At 65.4% G+C, this 20,297-nt stretch carries 21 protein-coding genes; 9 read left to right on the plus strand and 12 right to left on the minus strand.

The features are described from left to right. Positions 1-399: 399 nt before the first annotated feature. The 7 genes from HNO82_RS04695 to HNO82_RS04725 are packed head-to-tail and all read right to left on the minus strand — an operon-like array spanning position 400 to position 7,171. Positions 400-1,449, minus strand: coding sequence for an ABC transporter substrate-binding protein (locus HNO82_RS04695; protein ID WP_008334609.1), 1,050 nt, complete (start codon positions 1,447-1,449; stop codon positions 400-402). After that, positions 1,446-2,618 (minus strand): NAD(P)/FAD-dependent oxidoreductase, encoded by a 1,173-nt coding sequence (locus tag HNO82_RS04700; RefSeq protein ID WP_008334608.1) that lies wholly within the window; start codon positions 2,616-2,618, stop codon positions 1,446-1,448. The genes HNO82_RS04695 and HNO82_RS04700 overlap by 4 nt, the downstream gene beginning before the upstream one ends. Beyond that, on the minus strand, positions 2,615-4,066 hold the full coding sequence (locus HNO82_RS04705; RefSeq protein ID WP_175342908.1) for an NAD(P)/FAD-dependent oxidoreductase: 1,452 nt from the start codon (positions 4,064-4,066) through the stop codon (positions 2,615-2,617). The genes HNO82_RS04700 and HNO82_RS04705 overlap by 4 nt, the downstream gene beginning before the upstream one ends. After that, positions 4,063-4,377 carry a (2Fe-2S)-binding protein gene (locus HNO82_RS04710; RefSeq protein ID WP_008334604.1) on the minus strand — a complete coding sequence of 105 codons (315 nt, stop codon included), beginning with the start codon at positions 4,375-4,377 and terminating at the stop codon, positions 4,063-4,065. The genes HNO82_RS04705 and HNO82_RS04710 overlap by 4 nt, the downstream gene beginning before the upstream one ends. Beyond that, positions 4,374-5,168: an ABC transporter permease gene (locus HNO82_RS04715; RefSeq protein ID WP_008334602.1), complete on the minus strand. Its 795-nt coding sequence runs from the start codon at positions 5,166-5,168 to the stop codon at positions 4,374-4,376. Before HNO82_RS04715 ends, HNO82_RS04710 begins: the two co-directional genes overlap by 4 nt. A gap of 3 nt (positions 5,169-5,171) precedes the next feature. Then, positions 5,172-6,089 carry an ABC transporter permease gene (locus HNO82_RS04720; RefSeq protein WP_175342909.1) on the minus strand — a complete coding sequence of 306 codons (918 nt, stop codon included), beginning with the start codon at positions 6,087-6,089 and terminating at the stop codon, positions 5,172-5,174. Beyond that, positions 6,086-7,171 (minus strand): ABC transporter ATP-binding protein, encoded by a 1,086-nt coding sequence (locus tag HNO82_RS04725; protein WP_008334600.1) that lies wholly within the window; start codon positions 7,169-7,171, stop codon positions 6,086-6,088. The genes HNO82_RS04720 and HNO82_RS04725 overlap by 4 nt, the downstream gene beginning before the upstream one ends. Positions 7,172-7,436: 265 nt before the next feature. Here HNO82_RS04725 and HNO82_RS04730 point away from each other — a divergent pair, with 265 nt between their 5' ends. The 9 genes from HNO82_RS04730 (at position 7,437) to yacG (ending at position 15,975) form a co-directional block, all read left to right on the plus strand. Continuing rightward, positions 7,437-8,294, plus strand: a complete 858-nt coding sequence (locus HNO82_RS04730) for an IclR family transcriptional regulator (protein WP_175342910.1) — start codon at positions 7,437-7,439, stop codon at positions 8,292-8,294. Further along, positions 8,291-9,259, plus strand: a complete 969-nt coding sequence (locus HNO82_RS04735; RefSeq protein ID WP_175342911.1) for a 2-hydroxyacid dehydrogenase — start codon at positions 8,291-8,293, stop codon at positions 9,257-9,259. The genes HNO82_RS04730 and HNO82_RS04735 overlap by 4 nt, the downstream gene beginning before the upstream one ends. Positions 9,260-9,411: 152 nt before the next feature. Beyond that, positions 9,412-10,704, plus strand: coding sequence for an HlyC/CorC family transporter (locus HNO82_RS04740; RefSeq protein WP_175342912.1), 1,293 nt, complete (start codon positions 9,412-9,414; stop codon positions 10,702-10,704). A gap of 150 nt (positions 10,705-10,854) precedes the next feature. Further along, complete coding sequence (locus HNO82_RS04745; protein ID WP_175342913.1) at positions 10,855-11,994, plus strand: GspE/PulE family protein; 1,140 nt, start codon at positions 10,855-10,857, stop codon at positions 11,992-11,994. Continuing rightward, positions 11,981-13,237 carry a type II secretion system F family protein gene (locus tag HNO82_RS04750; RefSeq protein ID WP_175342914.1) on the plus strand — a complete coding sequence of 419 codons (1,257 nt, stop codon included), beginning with the start codon at positions 11,981-11,983 and terminating at the stop codon, positions 13,235-13,237. Before HNO82_RS04745 ends, HNO82_RS04750 begins: the two co-directional genes overlap by 14 nt. Before the next feature lie 55 nt (positions 13,238-13,292). Beyond that, positions 13,293-14,156, plus strand: a complete 864-nt coding sequence (locus HNO82_RS04755) for a prepilin peptidase (RefSeq protein WP_008334584.1) — start codon at positions 13,293-13,295, stop codon at positions 14,154-14,156. A 4-nt stretch (positions 14,157-14,160) separates the two neighbouring features. Beyond that, positions 14,161-14,781 (plus strand): dephospho-CoA kinase, encoded by a 621-nt coding sequence (coaE, locus tag HNO82_RS04760; protein ID WP_175342915.1) that lies wholly within the window; start codon positions 14,161-14,163, stop codon positions 14,779-14,781. Between the two features lie 216 nt (positions 14,782-14,997). Beyond that, entirely contained in the window at positions 14,998-15,753 is a 756-nt protein-coding gene (gene zapD / locus HNO82_RS04765) for a cell division protein ZapD (protein ID WP_008334573.1), read from the plus strand. Between the two features lie 36 nt (positions 15,754-15,789). Continuing rightward, the gene (gene yacG, locus HNO82_RS04770; protein ID WP_034351612.1) at positions 15,790-15,975 is read left to right on the plus strand and encodes a DNA gyrase inhibitor YacG; all 186 of its coding nucleotides are present in this window, start codon (positions 15,790-15,792) and stop codon (positions 15,973-15,975) included. Between the two features lie 42 nt (positions 15,976-16,017). Here yacG and HNO82_RS04775 read toward each other — a convergent pair whose 3' ends face one another. The 5 genes from HNO82_RS04775 to HNO82_RS04795 are packed head-to-tail and all read right to left on the minus strand — an operon-like array spanning position 16,018 to position 20,161. Next, positions 16,018-16,434, minus strand: a complete 417-nt coding sequence (locus HNO82_RS04775) for an NUDIX domain-containing protein (protein ID WP_175342916.1) — start codon at positions 16,432-16,434, stop codon at positions 16,018-16,020. Then, entirely contained in the window at positions 16,434-17,309 is an 876-nt protein-coding gene (locus tag HNO82_RS04780) for an ATP-binding protein (protein ID WP_008334570.1), read from the minus strand. Before HNO82_RS04780 ends, HNO82_RS04775 begins: the two co-directional genes overlap by 1 nt. 8 nt (positions 17,310-17,317) lie before the next feature. Next, positions 17,318-18,553 carry a bifunctional glutamate N-acetyltransferase/amino-acid acetyltransferase ArgJ gene (gene argJ, locus HNO82_RS04785; protein WP_175342917.1) on the minus strand — a complete coding sequence of 412 codons (1,236 nt, stop codon included), beginning with the start codon at positions 18,551-18,553 and terminating at the stop codon, positions 17,318-17,320. Between the two features lie 35 nt (positions 18,554-18,588). Next, complete coding sequence (locus HNO82_RS04790; RefSeq protein WP_175342918.1) at positions 18,589-19,341, minus strand: SGNH/GDSL hydrolase family protein; 753 nt, start codon at positions 19,339-19,341, stop codon at positions 18,589-18,591. Positions 19,342-19,354: 13 nt separating this feature from the next. Further along, positions 19,355-20,161: a DUF2272 domain-containing protein gene (locus HNO82_RS04795; RefSeq protein ID WP_175342919.1), complete on the minus strand. Its 807-nt coding sequence runs from the start codon at positions 20,159-20,161 to the stop codon at positions 19,355-19,357. Positions 20,162-20,297: the final 136 nt, after the last annotated feature.

The raw sequence follows: 20,297 nt of genomic DNA on the forward strand, positions 1-20,297 counted from the left end.
CAGTTGACCGCGCACGCGGCGAAGCCGGCAGCGCTGGTGCTTTACTCGGGGAAGCGGATGAAGATGCGAATCACGCGGATTGCAGGGTGCTGGTACGACAAGGCGCGTGGGGATCAGGATTTCCGCTCGGTTCTTGAGCGATCCAGGCATTATACGCGATTTTTGCCCCTCTCGCCAATGCGCCTCACTGCCCGCCCTGCTGCGGCTTATCTACGCCATTGCACAATCGATATCGATTCATCGATGCCGCAGATAAACAAAAACTGCGCCGCACGCCTTCATCGAAAAAAACGCCACCGCAAAGGTGGCGCAAAAAACTGCCAGAGATTCTGCAAAACCAGATAAATCATTTAGATCATTTAGATCATTTCCGCATTTCACGCCGTGGAGCGGCAGTCATCAGCGTTCGATGGTGCGGCTCCAGCGGGTATTCCACACCGCGCGATTCTTGTTGATTTCATCCCAATCCACCGCCCGGGCCGCCTTGACGAAAGCGTTCATGCGGGTCTGCTCGGCGGCTGCCGCGCCACTGACCTGGACCTTGGTATTGGTCGGGTTGTAGTTGCCATTTTCCAGCGCCAGCGCCTGAGCCTGCGGCGAGAGCAGATAGGCCGCCAACTCCTGTGACAGTTGCGGCTCGCTGTTGTTGGCGATCACGCACTGCGCCACCATCAGCACGATGGCACCTTCCTTGGGCTGCACGTATTCCACGGGCACACCCTTGCTCTTGAGGAGCGTGGAGAGTGTGGGCGTATAGGGGAACAGCGCGGCTTCGCCGGTCTGTGCCATCTCGGAAATCTTGGCCGAATTGGCGATGTACTCCAGCACATTGGGACCGATGGTCTTGGGCCAGGCCTTGAAGCCCGGATCGACATTGGCATCGGTGCCGCCCTTGATCTGGTTGAAGGCGAGGAAGGCATGCAGCCCGAAGGTGGACGAGGGCAGCGACTGGAACACCACGCGCCCCTTCAACTTGGGATCGGCCAGATCCAGCCACGAGGTCGGCGGCGCCCAGCCCTTCTCGGCATAGACCTTGGTGTTGTAGGCCAGGCCGGTGACGCTGATGGTCACACCGGTGGCCATGTCATCCTTGATGTGCGCCACCGGCAGCAGGTCGGCCAGGTTGGGATTGGGCTTCTGCTTCTCGCACAGCCCCATGCCGACGGCGCGGGCCATCACGCCATCGTCCAGAAACATCAGGTGCATCTGCGGCTTGTCCCTGGCGGCCTGGGCCTTGGCCAGGATGTCGGCCGAACCGCCCGGCACCACGGCGATCTTGACGTTGTATTTCTGCTCGAAGGGACCGAACACCGCCTGCGTAAAGGTCTTCTCCATGTTGCCGCCATTCATGCCGACATACAGCGTACGGGTCTGTGCCTGCACCTGTGATCCGGCGCTGGCGGTGGCCAGCAGGAGTCCGAGGGCAGCGGTGCGGGAGAGCGACATCATGAGATCTTCCTTTCAGGGTGGGAGGACAACAGGTCGACGACAGCGGCACGCGCCGGGAGGAAGCGGCCGATCGAGAAGGCATCCAGCGCAATGGTGCTGCGACCGTGCAGCACCAGTTCTGCCAGCGCTTCGCCGGCTGCCGGACCGATCTGGAAACCGGCACCGCAGAAGCCGAAGCCATGCAGCAGGCCCAGCTGCGTAGTGCTGGGGCCGATCACCGGATGCTGGTCCGGCAGGTAGCCTTCCACACCGCTCCAGGTCCGGATGATGTGTACATGGCGCAGTGCCGGCAGCAGGGCCGCCGCCTGCGGCAGCAGACCGAGGATGGAATCATGCGAGGCGCGGGCGCGCTGCTCATCGAGCACATAGCCACGTCCGCCGCCCAGCACCACGTTGCCGCGCGCCACCTGGCGGCAATAGATGGAGCCTCCCTCCACACCCAGGCTCCAGGGCAGGAAGTGCGCAATCGGTTCGGTGACCACCATGCTGGGGTGGCCGCTGGTCAGCGGCACGGTTTCGCCAAAGGCTTGCGCCACGCGGTTGGCCCAGGCCCCGGCACAGTTGATGAGGACTTCCGCGCGAACCTGCAGGGTACTTTCCCCATGTCGCGCTTCGGCCACGAAGTCGCGACCATCATGGCCGACCTGCAGCACTTCGCAGCGCTCGACGATGGTCGCACCGGCGGCCTCGGCAGCGCGTGCGAAAGCCGGTGAGATCAGGCGCGGATTGGCCTGGCCATCTTCCGGACACAACGAGCCACCGACTGCCGCGCCGCCCAGCCAGGGACATTGTTGGCGCAGGCGCTCACCGCTGATGAGTTCGATGCCCAGGCCATAAGGACGGCTCAGTTCGGCATAGCGCGCCAGTGACTGCATGTCGGCCTCGCTGCGGGCCAGCTTGAAGTGACCGCTGCGTTCGTATTCGCCGGTGGTGCCGATCAGGTCCTGGAGCTGGCCCCAGATCTCATGCGCCCGCTGCGACAACGGCAGTTGCACTTCGGGCCGCCCCTGGCGCCGTACGCCACCATAGTTGATACCGCTGGAGCGTGCACCACACAGGTCGCGCTCCAGCACGGTCACGCGACGTCCGGCCTTGGCCAGCACCAGCGCAGCGGAGGCGCCGACGATGCCGCCGCCGATGATGAGGACTTCGGTGGCAAGAGTTTTCATGAGGCATCTTCCTGGACAGGCAGCGCGATCACCCGCGCCGGAACAGGCTCGGGAGCGGGCACGTGCATGCCCAGGGGAATCGGCTTGATCGGCGCCTGCCCGCGCAGGCGTCCCACTTGCGACACCGGCAGGCCGGCCGCGTGAGCCAGGATTTCGGTCGCGGCCGCGCCGCACATGCGGCCCTGGCAACGGCCCATCCCCACCCGCGTGAGCGCCTTGAGCCGGTTCATTTCCGTGGCCCCCTGCTGGCGCACGGCGGCGCGCAATTCACCGGCCCGGATGTTCTCGCACCGGCACACCACCAGATCATCCGGTGCAGTGGCCGCCCAACGTTCGGGGAAGGGAAATGCGCGTTCCAGCCCGAGACGGAACGCACCGATACGCGCCAGCTCCGCCTCGATCTGCGCTACCCGTGCTGCATCGACTGCGATGCCACGATCCTGCAACAGCGCGAGCGCGGCACGTTCGCCGGCCAGTTCAGCTGCATCGGCGCCCATGATGCCGGCACCGTCACCGGCCAGGTAGACGCCGGGCACGCTGCTGCGGGTGCTAGCGTCGCGCACCGGCAGATGCGCGCGCTGCAGGGCATCGAACTGGAAGCGGCAACCCAGCAGGTCGGCCAGTTGCGTTTCCGACCGCAGTGCATAGCCGAAGCCCACGGCATCGCACGCGATACGCTGCTCGGGGCCGGGCTTGCCGCCCGCGCCTGCCAGATGCTCGCGACGCCAGGCCAGTGCCTGCACACGTGTATCGCCTTCCACGCGCAACACTCGCGCGTGCGAATGCACCGGCACCCCATGCAGGCGGAGCCAGGCAAGGTAGTAGATGCCCTTGGCCAGCAACGCGGGCTGTCCCAGCATGGCCGGCAGTGCGGCGATGCGGTCGGTCAGGCTGCTGCTGTCGAGTACCGCCGCCACATGCGCGCCGGCCTTGGCATATTGATAGGCCACCAGATAGAGCAGCGGGCCATTGCCGGCCAGTACCACCGAGCGGCCGATGGCACATCCCTGGAACTTCAACGCGACCTGCGCACCACCCAGCGTGTAGACGCCCGGCGTGGTCCAGCCAGGGAATGGCAGCACGCGATCAGTGGCCCCGGTGGCCACGATGATGTCTTCCCAGACCAGGGTGGAGGCCGATTGTGCGCCGCCATCCATCAGATCCAGCAAACCCGGCTGGGCATTCCAGACCAGGGTGTCGGGCCGGTAATCGACGGCCTCGCGCAAGGTGTCGAAGGTATCGTGGACCGATTGCGCGCGGCTGGCCTCGAAGCCATACAGCGTCTTGCGGCTGCGCAGGAATCCGCGCGGTGGCTGGCGATAGATCTGGCCGCCCGCGCGCGCGGCTTCATCGATGACGACCGGACGCAGGCCGTGTGCCAACAGCGTCTGGGCCGCGCGCACACCGGCCGGACCGGCACCGACGATGACGGGAGCACGGCGCCTCATGCGGTCTCCCCCTGCCCGCTCAGCAACTGCATGCCGGCGCGGATGAAGGTGGAACAGGCGCGCAAGCGCTCACCGTTATCGGTGGCGATCCAGCAATCCTGGCAAGCGCCCATCATGCAGAATCCGGCCCGCGGCTGGCCGCTGAATTCATTGCGACGCAGGCTGCCCGCGTTGGTCAGCACGGCGGTCAGCACGGTGTCGCCTTCGAGCGCGGTGGCCGGACGGCCGTCCAGGGTGAAGCTGACCGTGGCGCGATCACGCTCGGCCAGCCGCACCAGCTGGGCCTGTGACGGGGAGGAGGTCGGTGTCATGAACGTCCCACCAGCACGCGGTCCAGGCCATAGACCCGGTCCAGGATGATCATTGCCACCGCCGTGATGCCCACCATCAGCGCCGACACCGCCGCCATCATCGGATCAATCGATTCGGTGGCATACATGTACATGCGCACCGGCAGCGTCACCGTCGAGGGCGCCGTCACGAAGATGGACATGGTGACTTCATCGAAGCTGTTGATGAAGGCCAGCAGCCAGCCACCGGTGATGCCGGGCAGGATCATCGGCAGCGTGATGCGCAACAATACCTTCGTGCGCGAAGCGCCCAGCGACAGCGCCGCCTGCTCGGCACTGCGATCAAAACCGATCAGGGCGGCCATGATGAGGCGCATGGTATAGGGCGTCACCACCAGCGAGTGCGCCAGCACCAGCCAGCCGAAGTTGCCGGCGCCGCCCACCACCGAGAACAGCTGCAGCAGCGCCACGCCCAGCACCAGGTGCGGAATGATGAGCGGTGACAGGAACAGCCCCTGCAACATGCCCGACCAGCGATGCGGATAGCGCACCAGCGCCATGGCCGCCGGTATGGCCAGCCCGGTGGAGATGGTGGCGGCGGCCAGGGCCAGCCACAGGCTGTTCCAGAAGGAAGTCACGAAATCGGGGAATTCAAACACTGCCTTGAACCAGCGCAGCGAGAATTCCGGTCCGTTCATGGTCAGGGTGTTTTCGGGGGTGAAGGCGATCACGCACACCACCAGGATCGGCGCCAGCGTGAAGAGGATCACCAGCGCATTGAAGCACAATGCAATCGGTCCGTTCTTGTTCATGGTTCAGCCCAGCGCTTTCTTGTAGCGGCGTTCGATCATGCGGTTCCAGCCCAGCATGATGACCAGGTTGGCCACCAGCAGCAGCAGCGCGATGGCTGCGCCCAGTGGCCAGTTCAGTTCGTGCAGGTATTCGTCGTAGATGATGGTGGCCATCATCTTTAGACGCCGTCCGCCCAGGAGGCCCGGAATGGCAAAGGAACTGGCCGAGAGGCCAAAGACGATCAGGCTGCCCGATAAGATGCCGGGCATGATCTGCGGCAGCACGATACGGCGCAGTACGGTGGCAGGCGTGGCCCCCAGCGAAAGCGCAGCATTGGCCACGCCACCGTCGAGCTTCTGCAGCGAGGTCCACACCGGGATCACCATGAAGGGCAACATCACATGCACCAGCGCAATGACAATGGCCGTTTCGGTGTAGAGCAGCCTGACCCGGGCAAAGCCCAGTGCGGCCAGCGTGCCGTTGATGAGTCCTTCGGGACCGAGCAGCATGCTCCAGCCGAAGGCGCGCACCACCACCGAGATCATCAGCGGGGCCAGCACCACCAGCAGCATGACGGAGCGCCATGGCTTGCGCATGCGGTTGAGGATGTAGGCTTCGGGCGCGCCCACCACGATGCAGATCAGCGTGACCAGGCCCGAGATCCACAGCGTGCGCCAGAAGATGCCGTAGTAGTACGGATCGGTCAGCACCGCATAGTAGTGCTCCAGCGTGAAGGTGCCGGCCTTGGGGCCGGTCTCGGCATCATAGGCGTTGAAGGACAGCACCAGGGTCAGCACCAGCGGCACCAGTAGCATCACCGTGCACAGCAGGATGGCCGGGGCCGACATCAGCCAGGGCAGGCTGCGCTGGCCGGGGACCTTGCTGCTGTCGCCGGGGGCCACTGCGGGTGGCGCTACGGAAGTCGTGCCGGCCGCGCTCATGCCGTCACCTGTTCATCGCTGCGGGCGGTGGAGACCAGGCGCAGACTGTAGTCGCTCCACGCCAGGCCGACGGCAGCGCCCTGCTCCAGCGCCTCGGCGCCATCGTTGGCCGACAGCACCGACAGCAGACCCAGCGGCGTCTGCACTTCATACATCCACTGGCTGCCGAGGAAGAAACGGCGCACCACGTCGCCATTGCAGCGGCCCTGGCCGGGCGCGGTACAGCGGATCTTTTCCGGACGCAGGCCGAGCACCACGCGACCACCGCCGCGCAGGCCGGTATCGCTACTCTCCAGGGACAGCATCATGCCACCCACGGCGATATCGGCGCGCTCGCCGGCCGCACCGACCACCTGACCCTCGAGCAGATTGGCCTTGCCCACGAAGGTGGAAATGAAGCGATTGGCCGGATGCTCATACACGTTCAGAGGACGCCCGACCTGGGTGATGTGACCGGCCTCCATCACCACCACGCGATCACTGATGGACATGGCTTCGCTCTGGTCGTGCGTGACCATGATGGTGGTGGTGCCGACCTTGCGCTGGATGTCGCGCAGCTCGAACTGCATTTCCTCACGCAGCTTGGCGTCGAGATTGGACAAGGGCTCGTCCAGCAGCAGCACGGGCGGTGCGATCACCAGCGCACGCGCCAGGGCCACCCGCTGGCGCTGGCCGCCGGACAGTTCGCGCGGATAGCGGGCACCGTGTTTTTCGAGATGCACCAGGGCCAGGGCCTGCGCTACGCGGTCACGTTTTTCCGCCCGGCCGCACTTGCGCATCTCCAGGCCAAAGGCCACGTTCTGCTCCACCGTCATGTGCGGGAACAGCGCATAGGTCTGGAACACGATACCCAGGCCACGGCTGTTGGGCCTGGCGTGCGTGATGTCGCGTCCGTCCAGTTCGATGCGGCCGCCGCTGACGGCTTCGAAACCGGCAATCATCTGCAGGGTGGTGGTCTTGCCGCAGCCCGAGGGCCCCAGCAGGGAGATGAACTCGCCCTTTTCCACCGTGAGGTTGAAACCCGATACCGCCTGGGTATCACCATAGAACTTACTGACATTGGTCAGCGTAAGAAATGACATTGCAAGCTCCCTGTCGCAAGGCTCGGGCGCTGCACGGCTGGCGGGCTTGTCGGCCGGCGGGCGCTCCGATGCATTCTTTCAAGTACGCCACCGCGGCGCTGAGCGAGGTGGGTGGCGCGTCTCCTGTTTCGTTATTGATGCAATTTCGGTGCCAATTCTGCTATCGTATTTCGACTGTCAGGAAATTTTTTATATTTATTCCGTTCAACGAAATACATCGGCGGACCGACCACCCCCGATTCCACCCAGCAGACAAAGTCCCCTCATGAGCGAGCACAACGACCAGGCCGCGGCGGCCAGCGCCCCAGCCTCCCTGCCGGTCAACGGCATCCAGCGCACCTTCGCGGTGTTGCGTGCCTTGGCCGATGCACCACCACAAGGCATGCGCGTGACCCAGGTGGCCAAGGCCATCGGTCTGACCCAGGGCACCACGCACCGGCTGCTGCAATCGCTGGCCGTCGAAGGCGTGGTGGAGCAGGATGAGCGCAGCAAGCTGTACCGCCTGGGCATGGACCTGTTCGCCCTGGCCGCGCGCGCCGGCAATGCCTCGGATGTGCGCAGCCTGTGCCGTCCGGCCCTGCTGCGGCTGTGCGGCAGCCTGGGAGATACGGTCTTCCTGCTGCTGCGCTCGCGCTTCGATGCGGTGTGCGTGGACCGCGTCGATGGCCCTTTCCCGATCCGCGCCTTCACCGGCGACATCGGCGGACGCGTGGCGCTGGGTGTGGGGCAGGGAGCACTGGCCATCCTCGCCTTCCTGCCGGAAGAAGAACGCGAGGAAGTGATCCGCTACAACGTGCCGCGCCTGCGCGAGTTCGGTGTCTATGACGAGGTCTACCTGCGTACCGAGATCGAACGGGTGCGGGAAACCGGCTACGCGGCACGCCAGGCCGGTTTGCTCGATGGCATGGCGGGCCTGGGCGTGCCGCTGTTCGATGCCGCCGGCGGCATCGTCGGCGCCTTGAGCGTGGGCACGCTGACCTCGCGTCTGACCGAGGAACGGCTACCCACCGTGGTGCAGATGCTGCAGCGGGAAGCGGCAGCCCTGTCGCGCCGGATGAATCCCTTCGATCCTGCCTTGCGTCGGCCCATGCACCAGGCCAATCCGGGGGAGCCGCAAGCATGACCTCGCCCGCCTCTGCCCTTGCCCCCGTGCTGCTGATCAAGTCAGGCGGTGCTGCCGCGCTGGCCGAGTGGCGCGCCAGCTTTGATGAATTCGCGCCCGGGCTGGGCCTCGAAGTGCGCGCCTGGGACGATCCGGAAGTCGATCCGGCGCGTGTGCAGTTCGTGCTGGTGTGGCAGCCCGAAGCGGGAAGACTGGCGCAGTTTCCCAACCTGAAGGCCATCCTCAGTGCGGCAGCCGGCGTGGATCACATCCTCGCCGACCCGCACCTGCCGGAGCTGCCCATCGTGCGCATGGTCACCCCCGAAACCCAGCAGCGCATGGCCGAATTCACGCTCATGAGCAGCCTGATGCTGTTGAAGGACATGCCACGCATCATCGCCCAGCAGGCGCGCGCCGAGTGGCGCGAATTCTCCACCCCGCGCACCGCGCGCGAAACCCGGGTGGGCGTACTGGGTCTGGGTGCGCTGGGCCTGTCGGCGGCACGCATACATGCGGCGGTCGGTTTCGAGACGGCCGGCTGGGCGCGCTCGCCGCGCAGCGAAGAGGGTCTGGCCTGCTTTGCCGGCGCCGAGGCGCTGCCGGCCTTCCTGGCCCGAACCGACCTCCTGATCTGCCTGCTGCCCGAGACCGCCGACACCCGCCACATCATCGATGCCGGACTGCTAAGCCAGTTACCCAAGGGGGCGGCGCTCATCAACGTCGGACGCGGCAGCCACGTCTGCCTGCCCGACCTGCTGGCCGCGCTCGACAGCGCTCACTTGTCGGCTGCGGTGCTGGACGTATTCGAGGAAGAGCCGCTGCCTGCCGGGGCCGCCGTGTGGCGGCATCCGCGCGTACTGGTCACACCCCATGCAGCGGCCACCCCCTCGCGGCGCGAGCGCGCACGACAGGCGGCGGTGGCGATGGCGGCCGTGCTCAACGGCCTGCCGCCACCGCATCTCTACGATCGCGCACGGGGTTACTGAGAAGCAAGTCGGGACCGCACGGCTTGCGGGATACGCCCCCATCGTCTAGACTTTGGCGCTTGCTGGCCGCCCTGGCTTGCCTGTCGTGATGACAGGTGAACAGGCCCGCCGACTCCCTCCCATGCGTGAGGGCAACCCACTGACGGCAACGTTTGGATACCGTACCCATATGGGTGCAAGCTCTTGCACTCCTGCTCCTGATCCTGCTCTCGGCCTTCTTTTCCATGACCGAGACGGCGCTGATGGCCGCCAATCGCCATCGCCTGCGGCACCTGGCCAAACAAGGCAACCGTGCCGCCATCACCATCCTGTGGCTGCTGGACCGCACTGAACGGCTGCTCTCGCTGATCCTCATCGCCAATACCGTCATCAATGCACTGGCCACGGCCCTGGTGACGGCGCTGGCCATTGCTGCCTTCGGCAACCACCAGCGCGTCATCACGGCGGCCACCGCCTTCGTGGCGGCGCTCTTGATCGTCTTCGCCGAGATCGTACCCAAGGTGATCGGCGCCACCCATCCGGAACGCATTGCGCTGTTTACCAGCTTCGTGCTCAAGCCGCTGATGCGGGTGGCCAAGCCGCTGGTGTGGTTCGTCAACATCTTCGTATCGGCCATCCTCAAGGTGCTGCGCATCAAGACCGGTTCCCGCGCAGCGGAGCAGCGCATCTCGCCGGAAGAGCTGCGCTCCATCGTGCTGGAGGGCGGCAGCTTCATTCCGCAGAAACACAAGAGCATCCTGCTGAACCTGTTCGACCTGGAAAAAATCTCGGTGGAAGACGTCATGACCCCGCGCGCCCAGGTCGAGGCCCTGAACCTGGCCGCGCCGGTGGAAGACATCCTGCACCAGCTGGCCACCTGCTATCACAACAAGTTGCCAGTGTTCGAGGGCGAGATCAACCATATCGCCGGCATCCTGCATGTGCGCAAGACGGTCGCGCTGTTCCGCCAGGAAGACGACATCACCCACGACGACATCCGCGCCCTGCTCTCGACCCCCTACTACGTGCCGGTGGAGACCGATGTCTTCACCCAGCTGCAATATTTCCAGGAAAACCACGAGCGCCTGGGCATCGTGGTCGATGAATACGGCGAAGTGCAGGGGCTGGTGACACTGGAAGACATCATCGAGGAAATGATCGGCGAATTCACCACCTCCTCGCCCGGTTCCTCGGGGGAAGGCTTTGGCTGGGACAAGGACGGCAGTTGCCTGCTCGAAGGCAGTACCACCCTGCGCGACATCAACAAGCGCCTGGGCCTGAAACTGCCGCTGGATGGCCCCAAGACCATCAACGGCCTGCTGCTGGAAACCCTGCAGGACATCCCCGAAGCCAGCGTGGCCGTCAAGATCGATGGCTGCGTGATCGAGATCGTGCAGGTACAGAACCAGGCCATCCGCATGGTCAAGCTCATTGCCATGCCGGCTGACGGGAAGACACCGGACTGATTCGCCCCTCGCCGGGCCGGACCGTATCGAAGTCCTCCGAATTTGTCCCACGCAAATCGCCGCTCCGCTTTCCGGGCAGCGGCAACGCGTGGGAGACTTCCCCTCCCTGTGCGTTGCCCTGCGGCAGCGCCCCTGCGCGCGAGGTCTCCCATGCAATCCGCTCCCGACACGGCCGTGGCCGACGACGATGTCCCCGTGGTGCGCCTGCTGCACAAGCTGCTGGCCGATGCGGTCGGCATGGGCGCCTCCGACCTGCATTTCGAACCCTTCGAACATCTCTTCCGCGTACGCCTGCGCCTGGACGGCGTACTGCACGAACTGGCGCAGCCGCCGCTGACGCTGCGCGACAAGCTGGCCACCCGGCTCAAGATCCTGGCGCGGCTGGATATCGCCGAAAAGCGCCTGCCCCAGGATGGCAAGATGCGCCTGGCGCTGGACCAGCGCACGGTGGACTTCCGCGTCTCGACGCTGCCCACGCAGTTCGGCGAGAAGATCGTGCTGCGCATCCTCGATACCACCCAGGCCACCCTGTCCATTGCCCAGCTCGGCTATGAACCGGCCCAGCAGGAAGCCCTGCTGCAGGCCATCGCCAAGCCGCACGGCCTGGTGCTGATGACCGGTCCGACCGGCTCGGGCAAGACCGTCTCGCTATACGCCTGCCTGCAACGGCTGAACCAGCCGGGCATCAACATCGCCACCGCCGAGGACCCGGTGGAGATCAACCTGCCCGGCATCAACCAGGTCAGCATCAACGAGCGGGCCGGTCTGGACTTCGCCCTGGCGTTGCGCGCCTTCCTGCGCCAGGACCCGGATGTACTGATGGTGGGCGAGATACGCGATCTGGAGACCGCCGACATCGCGGTCAAGGCGTCGCAGACCGGGCATCTGGTGCTCTCCACCCTGCACACCAACGACGCTCCCGCCACGCTCACGCGCCTGCTCAACATGGGGGTGCCGGCCTACAACATCGCGGCTTCCGTCAGCCTGATCGTGGCCCAGCGGCTGGTGCGCAAGCTGTGCCGCTGCCGCCGTCCGGCCGGCGGCACGCCCGCCACCTTCCTGCCGCAGGGCTGCCCGGCCTGCAATCAGACCGGGTTTCGCGGACGCACCGGGATCTACCAGGTCATGCCGGTCAGCGCGGCCATGCAGTCGCTGATCCTGGCCCAGGCCGGCACGCTGGAGCTGGGACGGCAGGCGCAGGCCGAAGGCGTCATCGACCTGCGCCGGGCCGGGCTGCTGAAGGTCTTGCGGGGCGAAACCAGCATGGGAGAAATCCTTGCCTGCACCTGATCGCCTGCCTTCCGGCCTCCCCTTCCGCTGGGAAGGACTGGACCGCCACGGCCGTCCGCAGCGCGGCGTCCTTACCGCCGCCGATGAAGCCCAGGCACGCGCCCGGCTGCGTCAACAGGGCCTGCGCGTGGCACGGCTGCGGCGCGATGACGGCGCGCGCACCGCCGACCTCACGCAGGACGGCAGTAGCACCCCGATCATGCGCGGACGCATCACCGCCAAACAGATCGCCCTCTTCACACGCCAGCTCGCCACCATGCTGCAAGCCGGACTGCCGCTGCTGCAATCGCTGGACATCGCCATCCGGGGCGCGACCAGGACTGCGCTGGCCGGGCTGCTGGCCGACGTGCGGCAAGCCGTGGCGCGCGGCGACAGCCTGCATGCCGCATTGGCGCGCCATCCACGCCAGTTCGATGCGCTCTTCTGCAACCTGGTGCGCGCCGCCGAGGAAGCCGGGATGCTGGATAGCATGCTGGAGCGCATCGCCCTCTATCGTGAGAAATCGCTGGCCTTGCGCGGCAAGGTGCGCGCGGCACTGGCCTATCCCTGCGCGGTGGTGCTGGTCGCGGTCGTGGTGACGGTGGTCATCATGCTGTGGGTCGTACCGGCCTTCGAGCAGATGTTCCAGCAGTTCGGTGCCGAACTGCCACTGCCCACGCGCATCGTGATGGGCATGGCGCATCTGCTGGGTCGCCATGGCCCCCTGTTGCTGCTGGGCTTGCTGATCTCGGGCGTAACGGCAACGCTGGCGTGGCGACGTTATCCCGCGCTGCGACGGGCCGCGCAACGCCTGAGCCTGTCGCTGCCGCTGTTCGGAAAACTGCTGCGACAGGCCGCCCTGGCGCGCTGGAGCCGCACCTTCGGCACCCTCTTCGGGGCCGGCATCGCCCTGGTGGAGGCGCTGGAGACGGTGGCCGGAGCCGCCGGCAACGTGGTCTATGCCGAGGCCTCGCTGGCCGTGCGCGATGCCGTGCGCAACGGCGCCTCGCTGCATGAGGCCATGCAGGTCACGGGCGTCTTCCCGGACCTGGCGGTGCAGATGACGGCCGTGGGCGAAGAGGCCGGTGCACTCGATGCCATGCTGGCGAAGATCGCCGAGCTCAACGAACGCGAGGTCGACGAGGCCGTCACGGCCCTCACCAGCCTGATGGAACCCGTTATCATGGCGGTGCTGGGCGTGGTCATCGGCGGCCTGGTGGTGGCGATGTACCTGCCGGTGTTCCGCATGGGTGCGGTGGTATGAAACGACAGGCCGCCTTCCCGCTTCCTTCTCGATCGACACGGACTTGAACGCGACGATGTTTTTCCCCGATGCCCTCGCCCTCCCCGGCCATGCGGCCACAGCGGCCGTGGCGGCGCTGCTGGGCCTGCTGGTGGGCAGTTTCCTGAACGTGGTGATCCATCGCCTGCCGCGCATGATGCTGCGCGAGACTGCCAACTTCGTCGCCCAGGAACGTGGCGAGACCATGCCGCATACCGATCGCTACAACCTCTGGCTGCCCGCCTCCGCCTGTCCCCATTGCACCAGACCGCTGGCGCTGCATCACAAGATTCCGCTCCTGAGCTGGCTGCTGCTGCGCGGACGCTGCGGCTTCTGCGCGGCCCCCATCGGCGCGGCCTATCCCCTGGTGGAACTGCTGAGCGCGCTGCTGTTCGCCCTGCTGGGCTGGCGCTTCGGCCTGGGCCTGCACGGGGTGGCGCTGATGGTATGCGCCGCCTTTCTCATTGCGCTGGCCGTCATCGATGCGCACACCATGCTGCTGCCCGACGACCTCACCCTGCCACTGATGTGGCTGGGGCTGCTGGTCAATCTGGTACATCCCCTGGTGCCGTTGCAGGATGCGGTGCTGGGCGCAATGGCCGGCTATGTCCTGCTGTGGCTGATCTTCTGGATCTTCAAGCTGGCCACCGGCAAGGAGGGCCTGGGCTATGGCGACTTCAAGCTGATGGCGGCGCTGGGCGCCTGGCTGGGCTGGCAAGCCCTGCCGCTGGTCCTGCTGCTGGCCTCGGCGCTGGGTGCGCTGCTGGGCCTGCTCCTGATGGGCCTGGGCCGCCACCAGCGCGGCCAGGCGATTCCCTTCGGCCCCTGCCTGGCCCTCGCCGGCATGCTGACCTTGCTGATGGGCCATGGCTGGCTCACCCGGCTTCTCTACGATTTCTGACCCCATGACCTCACTGACTGAACGCTTCACCATCGGCCTGACCGGCGGCATCGGCAGCGGCAAGACCACGGTGGCCAATCTGTTCGGCGCGCTGGGCGCTGCGCTGGTGGATACCGATGCCATCGCCCATGCCCTGACCGCACCGCAGGGCCTGGCCATTGGGCCCATTCGCGCGCATTTCGGCGACCAGTTCATCGATGCCCACGGCGCCATGGACCGCACCCGCATGCGCCAGCACGTGTTCGGCAATCCGAGCGCGCGTCATGCGCTGGAAGCCATCCTGCATCCGCTGATCCGCAGCGAGACCATGCGCGAGGCCGAGCTCGCCACCGGCCCCTACGTCATCTTCGTGGTGCCGCTGCTGGTGGAGTCCGGCACCTGGGTCGGTCGCGCCAGCCGTATCCTGGTGGTGGATTGCCCGGAAGAGGTCCAGATCGAGCGCGTCATGCAGCGCAATGGCCTGCAGCGTGAAGAAGTGGAAGCCATCATGGCCGCCCAGGCCAGCCGCCAGGCCCGCCTGGCCGTGGCGCAGGATGTCATCGACAACGGTGGCAGCAATGCCGCGCTGCCGGACCAGGTCCGTGCGCTGCATGCGCGTTACCTGGCGCTGGCGGGGGCGTCCTGAAGCACGGGCAGGCATCCCCTGATGAGGCGACAATGCACACGGGCAGCCGGGCAAAGGCGAACCGGCAAAGCAGCTTCATTTGATGCCGACTGCATTTGTAATTTTCTTCTGCATGGGTCAGAATCACAGACATTGCACATGTTGACGAGGTTATTGCACCCACGCGGCCTGTCAGCGGCCTAACAAGTCCGGTTCAACCAATAAAGGGATCATGCTTTGATCGTCTACGAATACCCTTTCAACGAGCGTATTCGCACGCTGTTGCGACTGGAAGACCTCTACGAGAAATTCGTCTTCTTCCTGCACCAGGAAAGCCCGCATCAGCATCACATCGCCCTTGCCACCATTTTCGAAATGCTTGAGGTCGCCGGACGCGCCGACCTCAAGTCCGACCTGCTGCAAGAGCTGGAACGACAGAAGCAGATCCTGCTGGCCTACCAGTCCAACCCCAATGTCGAGCCCGAGATGCTCAGCGCCATCCTGGCCGAAGTCGACCAGGCCAGCAGCGCCCTCGCAGCCGCCCAGGGCAAGACCGGGCAGAACATCCGCGACAATGAATGGTTGATGAGCATCCGCGGACGCACCATCATCCCGGGCGGGGCCTGCGAATTCGACCTGCCGGCCTATTACGCCTGGCAACAGCATCCCTTCGACCGCCGTTTCCAGGACATCTCCAACTGGTTCGCCCCGCTGATCCCGCTGTTCGATGCCATCGGCATCGTCATGCGCCTGCTGCGCGAATCGGGACATGCCGTCAAGATCAACGCCGAAGGCGGTAGTTACCAGCAGATGCTGCAGGGAAAGGTCTACCAGATGCTGCGCCTGTCGCTCGACATCGAACTCGGCGCAATTCCCGAGATCTCGGCCAACAAATACATGCTGTGGGTGCGCTTCACCCAGCAGGATGGCGACGAAAAGCCGCGTGCCTTCGATGGCGAAGTGCCCTTCGAGCTGGCGCTGTGCGGCTTTTGACCTGTAATCTGAATGAAATGAAGTGAAGTAAAACGTATGGCAACGATCGTAGACTGCCCGACCTGTGGCACCAAAGTGGAATGGAACGAGAAGAACAAGTACCGCCCCTTCTGTTCCGAACGCTGCAAGCAGATCGACCTGGGTGCCTGGGCGGAAGAAAAGTACACCATCCCCGCAGTGAACCTGCCCCTGGAAGACGAAGGCGACAAGCCCGTGCAGTGATCACGGGCTTTTTCCTTCATATCGCCTCAAACCCGCCTATTTTCAGCCTTTGTCGCCGTACCTGAGCTGATCCAGCCACTGGATCAGCGGGATGGTGGCCGGCAGCAGTGGCGCCACGTCCACACCGCCCTGCCAGGCAAAGGCCTGGCCTTCCAAGCTCTGCGGCTGGCCGCGCCACTGGCGGCTGATGTAGAAATGCAGACGCACATGGGCATGCGGATAGACATGCTCGACGCCGCACCAGGGTTCGCCATCGAGCACCTCGATACCCAGTTCTTCCTTGAACTCGCGCTGCAAGGCCGCGAAGATGCTTTCCCCCTGCTCCACCTTGCCACCGGGGAATTCCCAGTAGCCTGCATAGGGCTTGCCTTCCGGACGCTGGCCCAGCAGCACGTCGCCATTGGGCTGCATCAGGATGCCCACGGCCACGTCGATGGGCCTGGATGGCGTCGCCGCCATCAGCCTTGCGCCTTGCCCGCGTAGTCGCGCGCAAACTGCCAGGCCACGCGGCCCGAGCGCGAGCTGCGTTGCAGGGCCCAGCGCAGGGCATCGGCGCGGGCGTCGGCGATCTGGGCATCGTTGCAACCGAAGTGGCGCAGCCAGTGCGCCACGATGTCCAGGAAATCATCCTGCTTGAAGGGGTAGAAGGTCACCCACAGGCCAAAGCGCTCGGAGAGCGAAATCTTTTCTTCCACCGTCTCGCCGGGATGCAGGTCGCCGTCCTCGGTGTGGGTATAGGTGCTGTTGTCGGAGAGGCGCTCCGGCATCAGGTGGCGACGGTTGGAGGTGGCGTAGATCAGCACGTTGTCCGACTGTGCGGCGATGCTGCCGTCCAGCGCCACCTTCAGGGCCTTGTAACCGCCCTCGCCTTCCTCGAAGGAAAGATCGTCGCAGAAGACGATGAAGCGCTCCGGGCGCGAGGCCACCAGCTCGACGATGTCCTGCAGGTCGTGCAGGTCATCCTTGTCCACCTCGATCAAGCGCAGGCCACGGTCGGCGTACTGGTTCAGGCAAGCCTTGATGAGCGAGGACTTGCCGGTACCGCGCGCACCGGTCAGCAGTACGTTGTTGGCCGGGCGGCCTTCGACGAACTGGCGGGTGTTCTGGTCAATCTGTTCCTTTTGCGGACCGATATTGTGCAGGTCCGACAGGCCGATCCTGGAGATGTGGCCCACCGCCTGCAGGTAACCGGCACGCTGCGCGGTGGCGCCGCGCCAGCGGAAGGCGACGGCGGCGTTCCAGTCCGGTTCACGGGCGGCGGCGTTGGGCAGGATGGCTTCGACGCGCGCCAGCAAGGCTTCGGCACGCTGCAGGAATTGATCTAGCTGGGTCATGGCGATGCTCAGGAACGATAGTCGGCGTTGATCGACACGTAGTCATGCGACAGGTCGCAGGTCCAGATGGAGGCCTTGGCGGTGCCGCGCGCCAGCTTCACGCGCACCACGATCTCCGCCTTCTTCATGACGCGCTGGCCGTCTTCTTCGCGGTAATCCGGGTTGCGGCCACCATCCTTGGCGACCCACACGTCGTCCAGCCACAGGTTGATCTTCGACACATCCAGATCATCGATACCGGCATAGCCGATGGCGGCCAGGATGCGGCCCAGGTTCGGGTCGGAGGCGAAGAAGGCGGTCTTGACCAGCGGAGAATGGCCGATGGAATAGGCGATCTGGCGGCATTCCTCGATGCTCTTGCCGTCTTCCACGGCCACTTCGATGAACTTGGTCGCGCCTTCGCCATCGCGCACGATCTGGTGCGCCAGGTGCTGCGACAGGTCGGTGACGGCCGCGGCCAGTTGCTTGTATTCCTCGCTGTCGGCGCTGGTGATCTCCAGTTCGCCGGCACCGGTGGCCATCAGGATGAAGGAATCGTTGGTCGAGGTATCGCCATCGATGGTGATGCAGTTGAAGGAATGGTCAGCGGCATCCTTGACCAGCTGGTTCAGCAGTGCCTGCGGCAGCTTCGCGTCGAAGGCCAGGAAACCCAGCATGGTGGCCATGTTGGGCTTGATCATGCCAGCACCCTTGCTGATGCCGGTCATCACCACTTGCTTGCCACCGATGGTGAGCGTACGCGAAGCGGCCTTGGGCTGGGTGTCGGTGGTCATGATGGACTCGGCCGCATTGAACCAGTTGTCGGCCTTCAGGTTGCCGATGGCTTGCGGCAGGCCCGCGATGATGCGGTCGGCCGGTAGCGGCTCCAGGATCACGCCGGTGGAGAACGGCAGGATCTGCTGCGGCTCCACACCCATCTGCCGGGCCAGCGCGGCGCAGACCGACTTGGCGCGCTGCAGGCCTTCTTCGCCAGTGCCGGCGTTGGCGTTGCCGGTGTTGATCACCAGGGCGCGGATGGGCTTGCCGGCGCTCAGCTGCGCCAGGTTGGCCTGGCAGATCTGCACCGGGGCGGCGCAGAAGCGGTTCTTGGTGAAGACGCCCGCCACAGTGGCGGTCTCGGCCAGCTTCATGACCAGCACGTCCTTGCGATTGGCCTTGCGCACGCCCGCTTCGGCATGGCCGAGTTCGATGCCGGCAACGGCTTTCAGGTCAGAAGGAACGGGAATCGGGGAATTGACGGCCATGGCGAGCTTTCAGCGTAAAAATCGGAACGCGTATTTTAAACACTTTCCGTCACCGGCTGATGACGCAGGAACTCGCTTTCGATGATCTCGGCGCTCATCCTCGCCCATTCTGCATATTGGCCATGGCCAGGGTGGAAGCGGTCGATGGCCATCTCATGCGGCAGCGCCCATTGCAGCGAGCAGTAGCGCAGCGCGGCGTCGGCGCCGATCCAGTCGCGCAGCGCCCGGTCCAGCTTGCGCGCATAGCGGCCCAGGTACCAGCGCAGCGGCTGCGGCGCCACCGGCAGCAGGTGCATGGGCGGCAAGCCCGAAAAGACGATGTGCTCCACCCCGGCCTGCGCCATCAGACGCTCGCACAGCAGGCGCAGGTTGGCCACGTAGCGCTGCGGACTCATCTGCGAGGTGACATCGTTCACTCCCAGCGCCACCACCAGCACGGTGGCCGGGCCGATCTCGTGGCGTCCCAGCAGATCCAGCGCTTCCAGCGAATTGACACCGCTCTGCGCCACCAGCTGCCAGGCCACCGGATGGCCGGTGCGCACGGCCAGCTGGCGTGCCAGCGGCTGGGCCAGGGCTTGCTCCTGATGCTCGACGCCGACGCCCGCTGCGGAAGAGTCGCCCACCACCAGCACGCGCAAAGGTTCAGCCACCAGCGTCCCGCGCAGGGGAGCGAACTCCACGCCGCTGCGCGGACCGGCCGCTTCCGGCAGCCGCAGCGCGGTCTTGCGCAGGCGTCTGGCCTGCGCCAGCAACAGCGGACCCAACAGCAGCTTGGCCAGTATCAGCATGACAGCCTGCGCATCAGGGCAGCAGATTCTTGACCACCACCAGCCAGGGACGCGCCGCAATCGGCTGGGCGCGGCCCTGCTCATCCACCGGGATCAGGGATTCGGACACCGAATTGAAGACATTGCCGCCGATCACCCCGGCCCAGCCATCATCGGCATGCACCTCCACCACCATATCGCAGTGGCCCGCCAGACCGGGACGGATCTCGTCAATGGAGGTGATGTTGTTGTTGCCGCGCGGGGCGCAGAGTAGGTCGCCGGGTGCAATCGGCTCGCTCTCGGGGGGGCGCAGGACGAATTGCGGCGAGGGGCGTGACTGCCGCTCCTTGAGGAAACTGAGGTAATTGAAATGGGTTTCGCTGGGCGCGAAATCCTGGGGCGGCACATTGGTGCTCACCATCAGCCAGGAAATGAAGGCAGCCGACCAGGCTTGCTGGCAGTCCGCACCGGTCAGGTTCTTGCCGACCGCGTGCCAATATTCGGCCACCCGCTGCACGGCCTCGCCCTCGTCTTCCAGCAAGCCCAGGCGCGGGGCGCTGAAGGGCTCATGGCGCATGTCGATCTGCTGGTTGCCGAAGAAATCCCACTCGGCCTTGGCCGCTTCCACCAGTGCCGCACGCGTGGGCGCAGCCGTGCTGATGGCCACGGCGGGCACGCCGGTGTTGGTCACCGGGATGGAGGGAGTGATGGGCGCGTAGCCCGGGTTGTCGCTGTCGCGCCATTGCGGTAGCGGCGAGGAAGCGCAGCCGGCCAGCAGGACGGCGATGGCGGTGGCAGTGAAGCCGGAACGGGACGCACGAAACATCTTGGCGAGGGACATCTTCTTGTTCTCCTGGGCGGCAGGCGTTGGCTGCCGGAGCGCTCATCATAAGGGGAGCCGGGGCAATTTTGCAGAAGCCTTCACCTGCAGGATGTAAAAAAGGCCGCCCACCCGCTTGGGTGGACAGCCTCTTCAC

The sequence above is a fragment of the Herbaspirillum sp. C9C3 genome, from assembly GCF_013359625.1.
In the GTDB taxonomy this organism is placed as follows: Bacteria; Pseudomonadota; Gammaproteobacteria; order Burkholderiales; family Burkholderiaceae_D; genus Herbaspirillum.